The following is a 14,705-nucleotide window of genomic DNA, read 5'->3' as shown; positions in this document are numbered from 1 at the left end:
GCACAAGCGAGACGACATGAGGACTGCGAACACAGTGGCCAGGGATTACTACGGGATTCTGGGCGTCGCCCGGGACGCCAGCGACGACGAGATCAAGCGCGCCTACCGCAAGCTGGCGCGTCAGTTCCACCCCGACGTCAACCCCGATCCCGCCGCCGCGGACAGGTTCAAAGAGATCAACGCGGCGTACGAGGTCCTGTCCGACGACCAGAAGCGGCAGATCGTCGACCTCGGCGGCGACCCGTTGGCCCCGGGCGGCGGTGGCCCCGGTGGCGGCCCCGGCGCCGGCCCGTTCGTCGGCTTCCAGGACATCATGGACGCGTTCTTCGGCGCGGCCGGCGGTGGCGCCCGTGGTCCGCGACCGCGCACCCGGCCCGGCGCCGACGCGATCCTGCGGCTCGAGCTCGACCTGCTGGAGACCGCGTTCGGCGTCGAGGCGCCGATCACCGTCGACACCGCGGTGCTCTGCACCACCTGTGCCGGCGCCGGCACCGCGGCCGGCACCCACCTGGCGACCTGCGAGACCTGTGGCGGCCGCGGCGAGGTGCAGTCGGTCCAGCGCACATTCCTCGGCCAGGTCGTCTCGTCCCGCCCGTGCACGGTGTGCCAGGGCTACGGCACCGTGATCCCGCACCCCTGCCCCACCTGCGCCGGCGACGGCCGGGTGCGCACCCGGCGCTCGCTGACCGTCAAGATCCCGGCCGGCGTCGAGGACGGCATGCGGATCCGGCTGGCCCAGCAGGGCGAGGTCGGCCCCGGCGGCGGCACGGCCGGCGACCTCTACGTCGAGATCCACGAGCGGCCGCACGACGTCTACTCCCGCAAGGGTGACGACCTGCACTGCCGGGTGACCGTGCCGATGACGGCGGCGGCGCTCGGCACCCGGCTCACCATCAAGACGCTCGACAGCGAGGAGACCGTCGACGTCAAGCCCGGCACGCAGCCCAACTCGACGCTGCGGCTGCGGGCGCGCGGCGTGCCGCACCTGCGCGGCGCCGGCCGCGGCGACCTCTACGTGCACCTCGACGTGCGCACCCCGACCAAGCTGACCGCCGAGCAGGAGCGGGTGCTGCGCGAGTTCTCCCGGTCCCGGGGCGAAGAGGTGGCCGAGCTCACCAAGCAGGGCGGCTTCTTCTCGCGGATGCGCGACGCCTTCAACGGGCACTGACGCCGTGCGTCGCAGACTCCATTGAGCCGTCCCCTCTTCCTCGTCGACGCGCTGCCGGCCGGCGACGAGTTCACGCTCGACGGCCCCGAGGGTCGGCACGCCGCCACGGTGCAGCGGATCGGCCCGGGTGAGGAACTGCTGCTCGCCGACGGGCGGGGCGGCACGGCCGAAGCCGTGGTCACCGCCGCCGGGAAGAACGTGCTCAGCCTGACGGTCACCGCCCGGGCTTATGAACCCCCGCCCAACCCCCGTCTCGTCGTCGTGCAGGGCATCGCCAAGGGCGACCGTGGCGAGCTGGCCGTGCAGGCGATGACCGAGGTCGGTGTCGACGAGATCGTCCCCTGGGCCGCCACCCGCTCGGTCAGCCGCTGGCGCGCCGAGCGTGGCGACAAGGCCCGCGAGCGCTGGGTGGCGACGGCCCGCGAGGCGGCCAAGCAGGCCCGGCGCGCCTGGCGCCCGACGATCGGCGGCGACCCGGACGCGTCCACAGCCACCGTCGCCGGCCGGCTGCGCGCCGCCGCGGCGGCCTACGTGCTCCACGAGGAGGCCACCACGCCGCTGGCCGCGGTCGACCTGCCGGCGGGCGGCGAGGTGCTGCTGGTGGTGGGGCCGGAGGGCGGCATCACGCCCGAGGAGGTGGCCGCGTTCGAGGCGGCCGGCGCGACCGCGGTGCGGCTCGGCGCCAACGTGCTGCGGACCTCGACAGCGGGGGTCGCGGCGCTCTCGGTGGTCAGCGCGCGGCTCGGCCGCTGGGCGTAACAACGCATAGACAGAGTTGACGGCCGGCACCCACGGGGGAAGGCGCCGGCCGTCCCATATACGAGACCACATCACCCGGTCTTCAGCAAGTCCGCCTTCCCCGTTCGGGCGAACGTCGACTGTGCGCCATTTGCTGACCCGCGCAAGATCGACGATCGGTCACACATCGACCGTCGCGGTGAGTCGCGGGTCCGTCACCGCCGCCGACGCCTCGACGCGGTAGGTGCCGGAGACGGTCCGCCACCCGCCGTCGTCCCAGACCTGGAACGTCCGCTCGGGCAACGGGATCCGCACGGTCACGGCCTCGTCCGGGGCCGCCGTCACGGCCGCGAAGCCGGCCAGCCATCGCTCCGGTCGCACCGGGCCGCCATCGGTGGTCGGGCCCACGTAGACCTGGACGACCTGGCGGCCAGGGCGCGCGCCGGTGTTGCGGACCGTGACCACCACCTGGCCGGCCTCGACGTCGAGCGACTCGTAGGCCCAGGTGGTGTAGCCCAGGCCGTGGCCGAACGGGAACAGCGGCTCGGCCGTCCAACCGCGGTAGCCGATCAGCACGTCCTCGGCGTAGGTGAGCGTGCCGCCCTCCGGCGTCGTGGAGAGCACCGGCACGTCGTCGGTCGCGCGCGGCCACGTGGTCGGCAGCCGGCCGCCCGGCTCGACCACGCCGAGCAGCACGTCGGCCAGGGCGGCGCCGGCCTCCTGGCCGGGGAACCAGGTCAGCAGCACCGCGGCCACGTCGTCGACCCACGGCATCAGCACCGGCGAGCCGGCGTTGACCACGACCACCGTGCGCGGGTTGGCCGCGGCGACCCGGGCGACGAGCTCATCCTGCCGGCCGGGCAGCGCGAGCGAGGTGCGGTCGAAGCCCTCGGACTCGACCTCCTCGGTGGTGCCGACGACCACGACGGCGACGTCGGCCTCGGCGGCGACCCGGGCGGCCTCGTCGAGCAACGTCTCGTCGTCGGCGACCGGTCGCCCGTGCCCGAGGGTCAGCGTCACGAAGCCGTGCCGCCCCGGGTAGATCTGGTGCGTCAGCGACACGTCGACCGGCTTGCCGGCGATCGCCTCGACCGGGCACCGGGTCTCCACCGGGGTCAGGAAGGCCGTGGTCACCGGGTCGTCGCCGGGCGCGTAGACCACCTGGTCGAACAGCGTCTCCTCGCCGACCCGCAGCACCAGGTTGCCGAAGCCGTTGGCGGCCAGCTGGTGCGTGCCGGTGACCGACGGCGTGAACGTCGCCGAGATCTCCACCGTGGCGGCCGCGGCCGGGTCGACGCCCTCCGGCAGCTCGCCCATCCAGCGCACGTCGCCGGCGTCGATGGTCGCCTCGTAGAGCGCGTTGCCGCCCGCGTCCCGCAGCGTGGTGGTGATCGGCGTCCACTCCAGACCGGTGGCCGCGGCCAGCTCCGGTCGCGGGTCGGCGCCGACGGCGTAGACGACCTCGGCGTCGGGCAGCGCGGCGGTCAGCCCGGCCAGCGGGGAGACGATGTGCCGCGGCAGCACCCGGGCCGAGCCGCCGCCCTGGATCCGGGCGTCGTCGGCGAGCGCGCCGAGCACGGCGACCTTGCGCAGCGCGCCGGCCGACAGCGGCAGCACCTCGTCCGTGTTGCGGGCCAGGACGAAGGACCGGGCGGCGATCTCCCGCGCCGCGGCGTCGACGTCGAGGCCGGTCGCCGCGGGCACGGGCACCGCGGGCGGCACCCGGTCCCAGGCGCCGACGCGGCCGGCGAGCAGCAGGATCCGGCGTACCTTGTCGTCGATCTGGTCCTCGGTGACCTCGCCCGCGCGGACGGCGGCGAGCAGCTGGTCGCCCCACGGCGCGGCGAACGCCGGCATCACCACGTCGAGCCCGCCGGTCGCGGTCGGCACCGTGGTGCGGGCCGCGGTCCAGTCGGAGACGACCGCGCCGTCGAACCCCCACTCGCTCTTGAGCAGCCCGTTGACCAGCTCGTCCTGCTCGGTCATGGGCGAGCCGTTGACTCCGTTGTAGGCCGCCATCAGGCTCCACACGCCGGCGTCGACGATCCGCTCGAACGGCACGAGATAGAGCTCCCGCAGCGCCCGCTGCGACACCCGCACGTCGACGGTGAACCGCTCGGTCTCGGAGTCGTTGGCGACGTAGTGCTTGACCTGCGCGCCGACGCCCTGGTCCTGCAGCCCCGTGACATAGCCGATGCCGACGGCGGCGGTCAGCAGCGGGTCCTCGGAGTAGCACTCGAAGTGCCGGCCGGCCAGCGGGCTGCGGTGCAGGTTGACGGTGGGCGCCAGCAGGATGTGGATGCCGCGGGCACGGCACTCCTGGCCGAGCACCCGGCCGGCCAGCCGGGACAGCTCCGGGTCCCAGGTGGCGGCCAGCGCGGTCGGGCTGGGCAGCGCGACCGACGGGTTGTCCGGCGACCAGCGCACCCCGCGGACGCCGATCGGCCCGTCCGACATGGTGAGCTCGGCCAGGCCGATCTCCGGCACGGCCGGCAGCCGCCAGTAGTCCTGACCAGTCAAAAGCCGGATCTTGGTCTCGAGGTCGAGGGCCGCGAGAGCGCTCTCTATCGCGTCCTGATGCGCTGTCTGCTCCACGCGGGTCATCATGCCCTATCACTTGGTGCCTACGATCGCCTGCGTGAACGACTGCCTCTTCTGCCGCATCGTGGCCGGCGACATCCCCGCGACCGTGGTCCGCGAGACCGACACGACGCTGGCGTTCCGCGACATCGACCCCAAGGCCGCGGTGCACGTGCTCGTGGTGACGAAGGAGCACTACGCCGACGTGGCGACCCTGGCCCAGGCCGACCAGGGGCTGGCCGGCGAGCTCCTGGAGACCGCCTCGGTGGTCGCCGAGACCGAGGGCCTGCTGGCCGACGGCTTCCGGCTCATCTTCAACACCGGTGAGTACGGCGGCCAGGAGGTCGACCACGTCCACGCGCACGTGCTGGGCGGCGAGCCGCTCGGCCCGATGGTCTGCAAGTGAAGGCGCTCGACCGGCTCGTCCGGGAAACTCAGGCGCAGGCCCGCATCCCGGCGCTGTCGGCCGCCGTCCACCGCGCCGACCGTCCGCTGTGGACTCTCACGGTGGGCGCCGAGCCCGCCGCCGCGTTCCGGATCGGCTCGGTCACCAAGACCTTCACGGCCGTGCTGGCGCTGCGGGCCCGCGACGCCGGCCTGCTCGACCTCGACGACCCGATCGGCCGCCACCTCGACGTGCCCGCCCACGGCGAGCTGACCGTCCGCCGGCTGCTCTCGCACACCAGCGGCATCCAGCGCGAGCCGTTCGGCGACGTCTGGGACACGCTGGTCGCGCCGGACGTTACCCAGCTCGTCGCCGACCTGGAGCGGGCCGAGCGGGTGCTGCCGCCGGCGCGCCGCTACCACTACTCCAACCTCGGCATGGCCCTGGTCGGCCTGGCCGTGGCCCGGCTGCGCGGCGGCACGTGGGCCGAGGTGCTGGCCGACGAGGTGCTCCGGCCGCTGGGCCTGACCGGCACCTCGGTCGACCGGCCGGACACCGCGACGACCGGCTACCTGGTCGACGCCTACTCCGATGCCGCCTTCCCCGAGCCGCCGCTGGACTTCGGCGCCGTCGGGCCGGCCGCCCAGCTCTGGAGCACGGCCGCCGACATGGCCAGATGGGCGGCGTTCCTGGCCGACCCGGGCGCCGTCGACCCGTCCGGCGCGGTGCTGGCGCCGGCCACGCTCGACGAGATGCGCTGGCCGGTGACCACCACCGACCAGGGCCTCTGGGCGATCGGCTTCGGCCTGGGGCTCATCCTCATGCCGCAGGGCGAACGGGTGGTGCACGTGGGGCACGACGGCGCGATGCCTGGCTTCCTGGCCGGCGTCTACGGCCGGCCGCGGGCGCTGACCGGCCAGGCGGGCCCGGCCGGGTTCGGCGCCGCCGTGCTGGGCGCCTCGGGCACCGCGGTCGCGACCGTGGACCTGCCGCACAAGCTGCTGGCGGCCGCGGCCGACGGCGACCCGGCCGAGATCGACCCGTGGACGCCGGGGGAGCCGGCGCCCGACAGCTACCGCTCCGTGCTGGGCCGGTGGTGGAGCGAGGGCTTCGAGCACGTGTTCAGCTGGCACGACGGGGCGCTGCGGTCCCGGGGCGCGGACGACGCGCCGGGTCGGCCGCCGACGGTGTTCCGCCCAACGGCCGACAATCCGGACATTCTTCGTACCGTATCCGGTCGTGAGGTCGGGGAGTTGCTCCGGTTGACCCGCGACGCCGAGGGGCGGGTGGTGCGCATGCACTGGGCCACCTACCGGATGACCCGCGACCAGCAGACGTTCGAGGGGCGTTCGTTCACGGCGTGACCCCACCACCGGAAATGGGCGCGGTGCCCGCGACGTTCAACCGATACGATTGACACCTACGTCCGCACGAGATGAGAGCAGGTGGCGCAGGGCCCGCGGGTCCGACTTATGACCGGCACTCCACCCCCCGGCGAGCCCCGGGTGCAGACCAAGATCACGGTGCCCGATCCGCAGATCATGGTCAATCTCCTCGGCGCAGGCGACGAGATCCTGCGACTCGTCGAGCGCTCGGTCGCCAGCGACGTCCACGTGCGCGGCAACGAGATCACCATCACCGGCGCCCCGGCGGAGAACGCGCAGGCCGAGCGCCTGTTCACCGAGCTTCTCGAGCTGGTCCGCAAGGGCGAGACGCTGACCACCGACGCGGTCCGCCGCACGGTCGGCATGCTCGAGCAGGGCACCGTCGAGCGTCCCGCCGAGGTCCTCACGCTCAACATCCTGTCGCGGCGTGGGCGCACCATCCGCCCCAAGACGCTGGGCCAGAAGCGCTACGTCGACTCCATCGACGAGAACACGATCGTCTTCGGCATCGGTCCCGCCGGCACCGGCAAGACCTACCTGGCCATGGCCAAGGCCGTCCAGGCGCTCCAGGCCAAGCAGGTCAACCGGATCATCCTGACCCGGCCGGCGGTCGAGGCGGGCGAGCGGCTCGGCTTCCTGCCCGGCACGCTCTACGAGAAGATCGACCCCTACCTGCGCCCGCTCTACGACGCGCTGCACGACATGCTCGACCCCGAGTCGATCCCGAAGCTGATGGCGGCGGGCACGATCGAGGTCGCGCCGCTGGCCTACATGCGCGGCCGCACGCTCAACGACGCGTTCATCATCCTCGACGAGGCGCAGAACACGACGCCCGAGCAGATGAAGATGTTCCTGACCCGGCTCGGCTTCGGCTCCAAGGTCGTGGTCACGGGCGACATCACCCAGGTCGACCTGCCCGGCGGCTCGACCAGCGGCCTGCGCCTCGTGCGGGAGATCCTCGACGGGCTCGACGACATCCACTTCGCGACTCTGAGCAGCAGCGACGTGGTGCGGCACCGGCTGGTCGGCGAGATCGTCGACGCCTACGGCAAGTGGGACGCCGAGCGCGAGAGCCAGCAGCAACAGGGCGTGCACGCGGTGCCGGGGCGCGGCGCCGCCGCCCAACGCGCCGGCCGGCGCCGATAGCTTTTCTCCGAAAGAGGCAGTGTTGTCCATCGAGATCGCCAACGAGTCCGGCGTCGCCGTCGACACCGACGACGTGCTCGCCGTCGCCCGCCACGCGCTCGACGAGATGGGTGTCAACCCGCTCGCCGAGCTGTCGGTGCTGCTCGTCGACGTCGACTACATGACCGAGCTCAACCACCGCTGGATGGGCGGTGACGGCCCCACCGACGTCCTCGCCTTCCCCATGGACGAGGGCAGCGTCGACCACGGTCCGGGCGAGGTCACCGGCTCCGAGCCAGCGCTGCTCGGCGACATCGTGCTGTGCCCGGAGGTGGCGGCCAAGCAGGCGGCCACCGCCGGCCACTCGCCCGCCGACGAGCTGCACCTGCTCACCGTGCACGGGGTCCTCCACCTGCTCGGCTACGACCACGCGGAGCCGGACGAGGAGCGGGAGATGTTCGAGCTGCAGTCGCGGCTCCTGACGGGTTGGCGGGCGGCGCGGGCGCGGTGATCCACTTAGCCGTCTCCGCCCAGGCGATCCAACCGGGGCTGCCCGACATCCAGCTGTTGCTGATCGCCGCGGGCCTGGTGGTCCTCGGCGGGTTCTTCGCCATGACCGACGCCGCCCTCGGTGCCGTCTCCCCGGCCCGGGCGGGGGAGCTGGCCCGCGAGGGCGTACGCGGGGCGCGCACCCTGCAGATCGTCGCCTCCGACGCGGTCCGGCACATCAACCTCCTGCTGCTCCTGCGGCTGATCTGCGAGCTGACCGCCACGACCCTGGCCGCGCTGGTCGCGGTCGACACGTGGGGGGCCGGTTGGCGGGCCGCCCTCGTCACCGCGAGCGCGATGACGGTGGTGAGCTTCGTCGTCGTCGGGGTCGCCCCGCGCACGATCGGGCGCCAGAACGCGTACGCCGTCGGGCGGGCCACCGCCCCGTTGGTCCGCTGGCTCGGCCGGGCGCTCAACCCGCTCGCCTCGCTGCTGATCCTGATCGGCAACGCGGTGACACCGGGCCGCGGCTTCCGCGAGGGCCCGTTCGCCACCCAGGTCGAGCTGCGCGAGCTGGTCGACCTGGCCGAGCAGCGCGGCGTGGTCGAGAGCGGCGAGCGCCAGATGATCCACTCGGTGTTCGCGCTCGGCGACACGATCGCCCGCGAGGTGATGGTCCCGCGCACCGACATGGTGTGGATCGAGGAGGGCAAGACCCTGCGCCAGGCGCTGGCGCTGTTCATGCGCTCCGGTTTCTCCCGCATCCCGGTGATCGGCGAGAACGTCGACGACGTGCTCGGCATCCTCTATCTCAAGGACGTCATCCGGCGCAGCGAGGACGGCGAGGCCGAGATGCCCGTCGGCGACGTGATGCGCGACGCGACCTTCGTGCCCGAGTCGAAGCCGGTCGACGACCTGCTGTCGGAGATGCAGGCGGCGCGCACCCACCTGGTGGTCGTGGTGGACGAGTACGGCGGCACCGCCGGCCTGGTCACCATCGAGGACATCCTGGAGGAGATCGTCGGTGAGATCACGGACGAGTACGACAACGAGCGGCCGCCGATCGAGCACCTCGACGACGGCGCGGTGCGGGTCGCCGCCCGCGTGCCGGTCGAGGACCTGAGCGAGCTCTTCGACGTCGACCTGCCCACCGACGAGGTCGAGACCGTCGGCGGCCTGCTGGCCCAGGCGCTGGGCCGGGTGCCGATCCCCGGCGCGGAGGCGACCGTCGACGGCCTGCACATGGTCGCGGAGGGCGTGGTCGGGCGGCGCAACCGGATCGACACGGTGCTGGTCCGCCGGGCCCACCACGACGGCGACTCCGAGAACGACGACAGTGACGAGAGGCAACACGCGGATGTTTGAGTCCCCCGAGCTGGGGCCACCGGCCGACCTCGACGCCGAGGACACCAAGCTGGTCACGCTGGCCCGGGGCGCCCGGGCCCGGGTGGGCGCCGTCGAGGGCGCCGCGGTGCGCGACCAGGACGGCCGCACGTACGCCGCCGCGACCGTCTCCCTGCCCTCGCTGACCATGACGGCCCTGCAGCTCGCCGTCGCCTCGGCCGCCGCCGCCGGCGCCACCAAGCTCGAGGCGGCCGCGGTGGTCACCGAGGCCAGCACGCTCGACGGCGCGGGCCACGCCGCGGTCCGCGACCTGTCTGCCGACGCGCCCGTCCACCTGGCCGCCCCCGACGGCAGCGTCCTCGGCACGGTCGCCGCATGAACAACAACACCTACCGGGCCGGCTTCGCCTGTTTCGTCGGGCGGCCCAACGCCGGCAAGTCGACGCTGACCAACGCGATCGTCGGCCAGAAGATCGCCATCACGTCGAGCAAGCCGCAGACCACCCGGCACGTGATCCGCGCCGTGCTGCACCGCCCGGAGTCCCAGCTGGTCCTGGTCGACACGCCGGGCCTGCACCGCCCGCGGACGCTGCTCGGGGAGCGGCTCAACGACCTGGTCCGCACCACGTGGAGCGAGGTCGACGTGATCGGCCTGTGCATTCCGGCCGACGAGCCGGTCGGCCGCGGCGACCGCTTCATCACCGGCGAGCTGGCCGAGCTCAAGGCGACGGTCCTGGCCGTGGTCACCAAGACCGACCTGGTCGACAAGGCCACCCTGGCCAAGCAGCTGGTCGCGGTCAGTGAGCTGGCCGACTTCGCCGCCGTGGTGCCGGTCAGCGCGGCCACCGGCGAGCAGGTCGACACCCTGGTCGACGTGATGACCGGCTTCCTGCCCGAGTCGCCGCGGCTCTACCCGGACGACATGATCACCGACGAGCCCGAGCAGGTGCTGATCGCGGAGCTGGTCCGCGAGGCGGCCCTGGAGGGCGTGCGCGACGAGCTGCCCCACTCGATCGCCGTCGTGGTGGAGGAGATGTTCGACGAGGGCGACCTGACCAAGATCTACGCGGACGTCTACGTGGAGCGCCAGAGCCAGAAAGCTATCGTGATCGGGGCACGGGCGAGCCGGCTCAAGGAGATCGGCACCCGCTCGCGCCAGGAGATCGAAGCGCTCCTGGGCCGCCGGGTCTACCTCGACCTGCACGTCCGGGTCGCCAAGGAATGGCAGCGCGACCCCCGGCAGCTCCGCAAGCTGGGGTTCTGAGCCGGGAGGTCGACCGATGCGCCGGGTGCTGATCACAGGAGGCGCGGGCCGGATCGGTCGGCTGCTCACGCAGCGTTTCGCCGGCGACTACGCGGTGCGCTCCTTCGATGTGGCGCCGCACGAGCCGCCCGACGGTGTGGAAGCGGTCCGTGGCGTGCTCGGCGACCTGGACGCGATGGTCGAGGCGTGCGCCGGCGTCGACGCGGTCATCCACCTCGCCGGCATCCCGAGCGAGGCGCTCTGGGAGGACCTGGTGCGCACCAACCTCGACGGCACGCGCACCGTGCTCGAGGCGGCGCGGCTGGCCGGCGTACCCAAGGTGGTCCTCGCCTCGTCCATCCACGCGGCCGGTTTCCGCTCGCGCACCGCGACGCCGCTGCCGGCGTGGTCCGCGCCCCGGCCGGACACCTTCTACGGCTGGACCAAGGCGGCGATGGAGTCGCTGGGCAGCCTCTACAGCGACCGGTTCGGGCTGACCGTGTTCGCGGTGCGGATCGGTGCGTTCCAGGAGACACCGTGGACCGAGGCCGACGTGCCGATCTGGCTGTCACCGGACGACTGCGTACGGTTGTTCCGCGCGCTCGTCGACACGCCGGTGACCGGCTTCCGCGTGGTCTGGGGCGTCAGCGCCAACTCGTCGGGGTGGCTGGAGCACGACGGCGAGATCGGCTACGCGCCCGAGAGCGACTCCGAAAACGTTGCTCACCTGGCCGAACGCAGCGACGGGAACGCACACGCGCACCTCGGTGGAATGTTCTGCGACATCCCGCTGGGCAAGCCTCGTTGGTGATGTGGGATTGCTCACCGGCCACTGAGGTTTGATCGTGAAAGACGTCGGGGTACGGCTTGACCCGATGCGGAACCGTTACATCGACCTGCTGCGCGCGGTGGCCATCGCGCGGGTCGTCGTCTACCACACGTCCGGCTGGACGCTGCTGTCCTTCGTACCCGCGATGTCGGTGATGTTCGCCCTCGGCGGCTCACTGATGGCGTCCTCTTTGGACCGTTCCGGCGTGGGCGCGGTCGGCCGCCGCCTGCGCCGCCTGCTGCCGTCGCTGTGGGTGCTGGCGGCGGTCTTCGTGCCGGCGATGTGGCTGACGGGCCTGGACGCGCACTGGAAGTCGCTGCTGTGGGTGGTCCCGCTGGCCGACCCGCCGGCCAACCACTGGGGCGCGCTGGCGCTGAGCACGATCTGGTACCTGCGCGACTACCTGTGGTTCGTGCTCGTCTCCCCACTCGCGCTGTGGGCCTTCCGCCGTTTCCCCATCCCGATGCTCGTGGCGCCGTACCTGCTGCTGGCCGTCTTCGAGGTCGGCCTGCTGTCCGGCCCACCGGTCCTACGCGACTTCGGCCTCTACCTCGGCGCCTGGCTGCTCGGCTTCGCCCACCACGACGGCCTCCTGCGCCGCTGGTCACGCCCGTTGCTGACGGGTGCGGCGGCGGTGCTCGCCGGCGCGGGCCTGGCGTGGATCCTGACCCATCCGGGCTTCCGCGGCTACGACCTCAACGACATCCCGCTGGGCAACGCCCTCTGGTCCGCCGGCGTGATCCTGGTGGCGCTCGGCTTCCTGCCGGCGAGCGCCGACTGGATCACCCGCTGGCGGCCGTTCGACCGCCTGGTCACGATGCTGAACTCCCGCGCCCTGACCATCTACCTGTGGCACATGCCGATCGTCATCCTGGTGGCGTGGGTCGCGGCCCCGCTGGGGTACGAGGGCCTGCAGCCCGACCGGGTCGCTGTGCGGCTGGTCTGCGTGGCGCTGCTGGTGGCGCTCGCGGTGGCGGCGTTCGGCTGGGTGGAGGACATTGCCGCCCGCCGCCGCCCGGCCGTCCTGCCCGGCGCCCGCCGTCGCCTCCCGGTGCCGGTGTCGCCGGCCGGCCCGCCGGCCCGCGACATGCGCGCGACGGGCCTGGCGTCGGCGCCCGCGGAGCGGCCGGTCCTCGTCTGGCATTGGACCCGAGCCGACGCGGCAGGTCAGTTGGAGGAGCACCGCCACCACGCGGTCGTCTCCCGGTGGTCGCCCGCTCCGCGCATCTGACCTGCCGGGCGTGACCTGGCTCACCGATCAGAAATCCTCCGCCGCGTCGTCAGTTGTCGTAGCCCCTGGCACCGGTGGAAGGATCAATGACCATGACCGACGCTCGACCGCTGGGCGCCGACGAGGCCACGTTCATCGCGGCGGTTCGCTCAGGCGACCCGGCGCGGTTCGCGCTCGTCACCGAGCGCCACCGGCGTGAGCTGCAGGTGCACTGCTACCGGATGCTCGCGAACTACGCGGACGCCCAGGACATGACGCAGGAGACGTTCCTGCGGGCGTGGCACAAGCGGGAGTCGTTCAAGGGCCACGCCGCGCTGCGGACCTGGCTGCACCGGATCGCGACGAACGCCTGCCTCGACTTCCTGGCGAAGCGCAACGACCGCACGCCCGTGCCGTCCGCGCTGTCGGACTCCATCTCCGAGGTGCTGTACCTGCAGCCGTACCCCGACCGGATGCTTCCCGAGGACCCGCAGGAAGCGGTGGTGGCCCGGGAGACGATCGAGCTGGCGTTCATCGTCGCCGTCCAGCACCTGCCGCCCCGGCAACGGGCGGTGTTCATCCTGCGCGACGTCCTCGGCTGGCCGGCGTCGCAGGCCGCCGGCGCCCTCGAGCTGACCGTCGCGTCGGTGACCAGCGCACTGCAGCGGGCCCGCGTGACGATGCGCGAGCGGCTGCCCGACCGCCGCCTCGACTGGCGCAGCCCCGAGGTGTCGAATGAGGAGCGCGGCGTGGTGCGTGCCTACATCGACGCCCATGAGCGCAACGACCTCGACGGGTTGGCCTCCCTGCTGCGCGACGACCTGCGCTTCGCGATGCTGCCCGACGCCGGCACGTCCGTCAGCACGGCGAAGGACGCCGTGGACGGCTGGGTCTCTGGTGGGCTCTTCCAGCGCGGCCACAACGACTGGCGCGGTATCGCGACGACGGTCAACCGCATGCCGGCCGCCGCGCTGTACCTGCGCACCGCCGACGACGCGCAGCACCGGCTGTTCGCCATCGCGGTCCTGCGCGTCGTCGACGGGAAGATCGCCGAGCTCACCGGCTTCGCCGCCGGCGACAAACCCTGGCTGGAGCTGCCCCCGACGCTGTGATCGCCCGGGTGCTCATCGCCTCGTCTCGTAGCGGGTCAGCAGGATGCCGCCGGGAAACGTCCGGGTCTCCGCCAGGGTCAGGTTCACCCAACTGTCCAGCGCGGTGAAGAACGGCGTGCCGCCGCCCACCAGGACCGGCGAGGTGACCAGGAGGTACTCGTCGATCAGCCCGGCCCGCATGGCCGCCCCGGCGAGCGTCGCGCCGCCGATGTCCATGGGGCCGCCGTCCTCGGCCTTGAGCCGGCTGATCTCCGCGACCGCGTCGCCGGTGACCAGGCGGGTGTTCCAGTCGACCGTGCTGGTCGTCGAGGAGAACACCACCTTGGGCATGTCGCGCCAGCGCCGGGCGAACTCGGCCGCCGCAGGTGTGACGCCGGGCTGCTGGTCGGCGGTCGGCCAGCTGGAACTCATCTCCTCCCACAACTTGCGCCCGTACAGCGCGAGCCCCGTCGCCGCCACCCGGTCGGACCAGAACTGGAAGAACTCGTCGTTCGGCGACGAGTCCGGCCCGTCACCCCCACTCCACCCGAGATCGTCCCCGGGCGCGGCGATGTAGCCGTCGAGGGTCACATTCATGGCGTAAGTCAGTTTCCGCATGGCGTCAGCCTTCCGTGAGTGGATCACACACCTACAGACGAACGCGGCCCGAAAACCTAATCGGTGCGCGGAGCCGGCGGACGCGGGCACAGCGAGCATGGCTGCGTCCCGATCTCGGGCCCGTGGCTCGGTTTCGGTCTAGGCCGCGGCGGCGCGGTGGTAGGAAGGCGAGGGAAAGCCGTCGACATCCTTTCGCGACGGCGGTCTCGAACGAGTCGGGCTGGCGCTCGGCGCTGATGTCGTCCCCGAGAAACTGAGCCGTGCTGTCGTGACAGGCGACGACGAGATGGCGCGCGGTCGTCGAAAGCTGAGCGAGCGGAAACGTTGTCGACAGTCAGGAGGACCATCACGCGTCCGCGGCGTCGCCGTGCAACAACAGCTCGCCTGCGCCGGACGGTGGCGGATCGAGGCCCAGGGTCGAGCTCGACGGCCTGGCCTGGCTGAAACTCCGCGGTGTGGACGATGCTAAGCAGCGGCCAGTAGCAACTTCCCGTAGAGAAT

The 14,705-nt window shown here is 72.5% G+C and carries 14 protein-coding genes; 12 read left to right on the top strand and 2 right to left on the bottom strand.

Annotation, left to right across the window (positions count from 1 at the left end; genetic code table 11):
• Positions 1-34 precede the first annotated feature (34 nt).
• Both dnaJ and O7635_RS37685 read left to right on the top strand, forming a co-directional pair.
• On the top strand, positions 35-1,168 hold the full coding sequence (gene dnaJ / locus O7635_RS37690) for a molecular chaperone DnaJ (RefSeq protein WP_278085682.1): 1,134 nt from the start codon (positions 35-37) through the stop codon (positions 1,166-1,168).
• A 21-nt stretch (positions 1,169-1,189) separates the two neighbouring features.
• Positions 1,190-1,927, top strand: coding sequence for a 16S rRNA (uracil(1498)-N(3))-methyltransferase (locus O7635_RS37685; protein WP_278085262.1), 738 nt, complete (start codon positions 1,190-1,192; stop codon positions 1,925-1,927).
• 159 nt (positions 1,928-2,086) lie between these two features.
• Here O7635_RS37685 and O7635_RS37680 read toward each other — a convergent pair whose 3' ends face one another.
• Positions 2,087-4,501, bottom strand: a complete 2,415-nt coding sequence (locus O7635_RS37680; protein WP_278085261.1) for a glycoside hydrolase family 3 C-terminal domain-containing protein — start codon at positions 4,499-4,501, stop codon at positions 2,087-2,089.
• Between the two features lie 43 nt (positions 4,502-4,544).
• Here O7635_RS37680 and O7635_RS37675 point away from each other — a divergent pair, with 43 nt between their 5' ends.
• From O7635_RS37675 to O7635_RS37630, 10 genes are all read left to right on the top strand, one after another.
• A complete protein-coding gene (locus O7635_RS37675; RefSeq protein WP_278085260.1) occupies positions 4,545-4,892 on the top strand; it encodes a histidine triad nucleotide-binding protein in 348 nt (115 codons plus the stop codon).
• Positions 4,889-6,235: a serine hydrolase domain-containing protein gene (locus tag O7635_RS37670; RefSeq protein ID WP_278085259.1), complete on the top strand. Its 1,347-nt coding sequence runs from the start codon at positions 4,889-4,891 to the stop codon at positions 6,233-6,235. The genes O7635_RS37675 and O7635_RS37670 overlap by 4 nt, the downstream gene beginning before the upstream one ends.
• A 108-nt stretch (positions 6,236-6,343) precedes the next feature.
• Positions 6,344-7,402 (top strand): PhoH family protein, encoded by a 1,059-nt coding sequence (locus O7635_RS37665; RefSeq protein ID WP_278085258.1) that lies wholly within the window; start codon positions 6,344-6,346, stop codon positions 7,400-7,402.
• 22 nt (positions 7,403-7,424) lie between these two features.
• Positions 7,425-7,892 (top strand): rRNA maturation RNase YbeY, encoded by a 468-nt coding sequence (gene ybeY, locus O7635_RS37660; protein ID WP_278085257.1) that lies wholly within the window; start codon positions 7,425-7,427, stop codon positions 7,890-7,892.
• Positions 7,892-9,235: a hemolysin family protein gene (locus O7635_RS37655; RefSeq protein WP_278085681.1), complete on the top strand. Its 1,344-nt coding sequence runs from the start codon at positions 7,892-7,894 to the stop codon at positions 9,233-9,235. The genes ybeY and O7635_RS37655 overlap by 1 nt, the downstream gene beginning before the upstream one ends.
• Entirely contained in the window at positions 9,228-9,593 is a 366-nt protein-coding gene (locus tag O7635_RS37650; protein ID WP_278085256.1) for a cytidine deaminase, read from the top strand. Before O7635_RS37655 ends, O7635_RS37650 begins: the two co-directional genes overlap by 8 nt.
• A complete protein-coding gene (era, locus tag O7635_RS37645; protein ID WP_278085255.1) occupies positions 9,590-10,477 on the top strand; it encodes a GTPase Era in 888 nt (295 codons plus the stop codon). Before O7635_RS37650 ends, era begins: the two co-directional genes overlap by 4 nt.
• Positions 10,478-10,493: 16 nt before the next feature.
• Positions 10,494-11,267, top strand: coding sequence for an NAD(P)-dependent oxidoreductase (locus tag O7635_RS37640; RefSeq protein WP_278085254.1), 774 nt, complete (start codon positions 10,494-10,496; stop codon positions 11,265-11,267).
• A gap of 64 nt (positions 11,268-11,331) precedes the next feature.
• The gene (locus O7635_RS37635; RefSeq protein WP_278085253.1) at positions 11,332-12,516 is read left to right on the top strand and encodes an acyltransferase; all 1,185 of its coding nucleotides are present in this window, start codon (positions 11,332-11,334) and stop codon (positions 12,514-12,516) included.
• A gap of 92 nt (positions 12,517-12,608) precedes the next feature.
• The gene (locus tag O7635_RS37630; RefSeq protein WP_278085252.1) at positions 12,609-13,607 is read left to right on the top strand and encodes an RNA polymerase subunit sigma-70; all 999 of its coding nucleotides are present in this window, start codon (positions 12,609-12,611) and stop codon (positions 13,605-13,607) included.
• A gap of 12 nt (positions 13,608-13,619) precedes the next feature.
• Here O7635_RS37630 and O7635_RS37625 read toward each other — a convergent pair whose 3' ends face one another.
• A complete protein-coding gene (locus O7635_RS37625; protein ID WP_278085251.1) occupies positions 13,620-14,204 on the bottom strand; it encodes a dihydrofolate reductase family protein in 585 nt (194 codons plus the stop codon).
• Positions 14,205-14,705 lie beyond the last annotated feature (501 nt).

The organism is Asanoa sp. WMMD1127, from assembly GCF_029626225.1.
GTDB lineage: Bacteria > Actinomycetota > Actinomycetes > Mycobacteriales > Micromonosporaceae > Asanoa.
The sequence above is the reverse complement of the archived record's forward strand: the minus strand, read 5'-3'. Positions and strand labels throughout refer to the sequence as shown.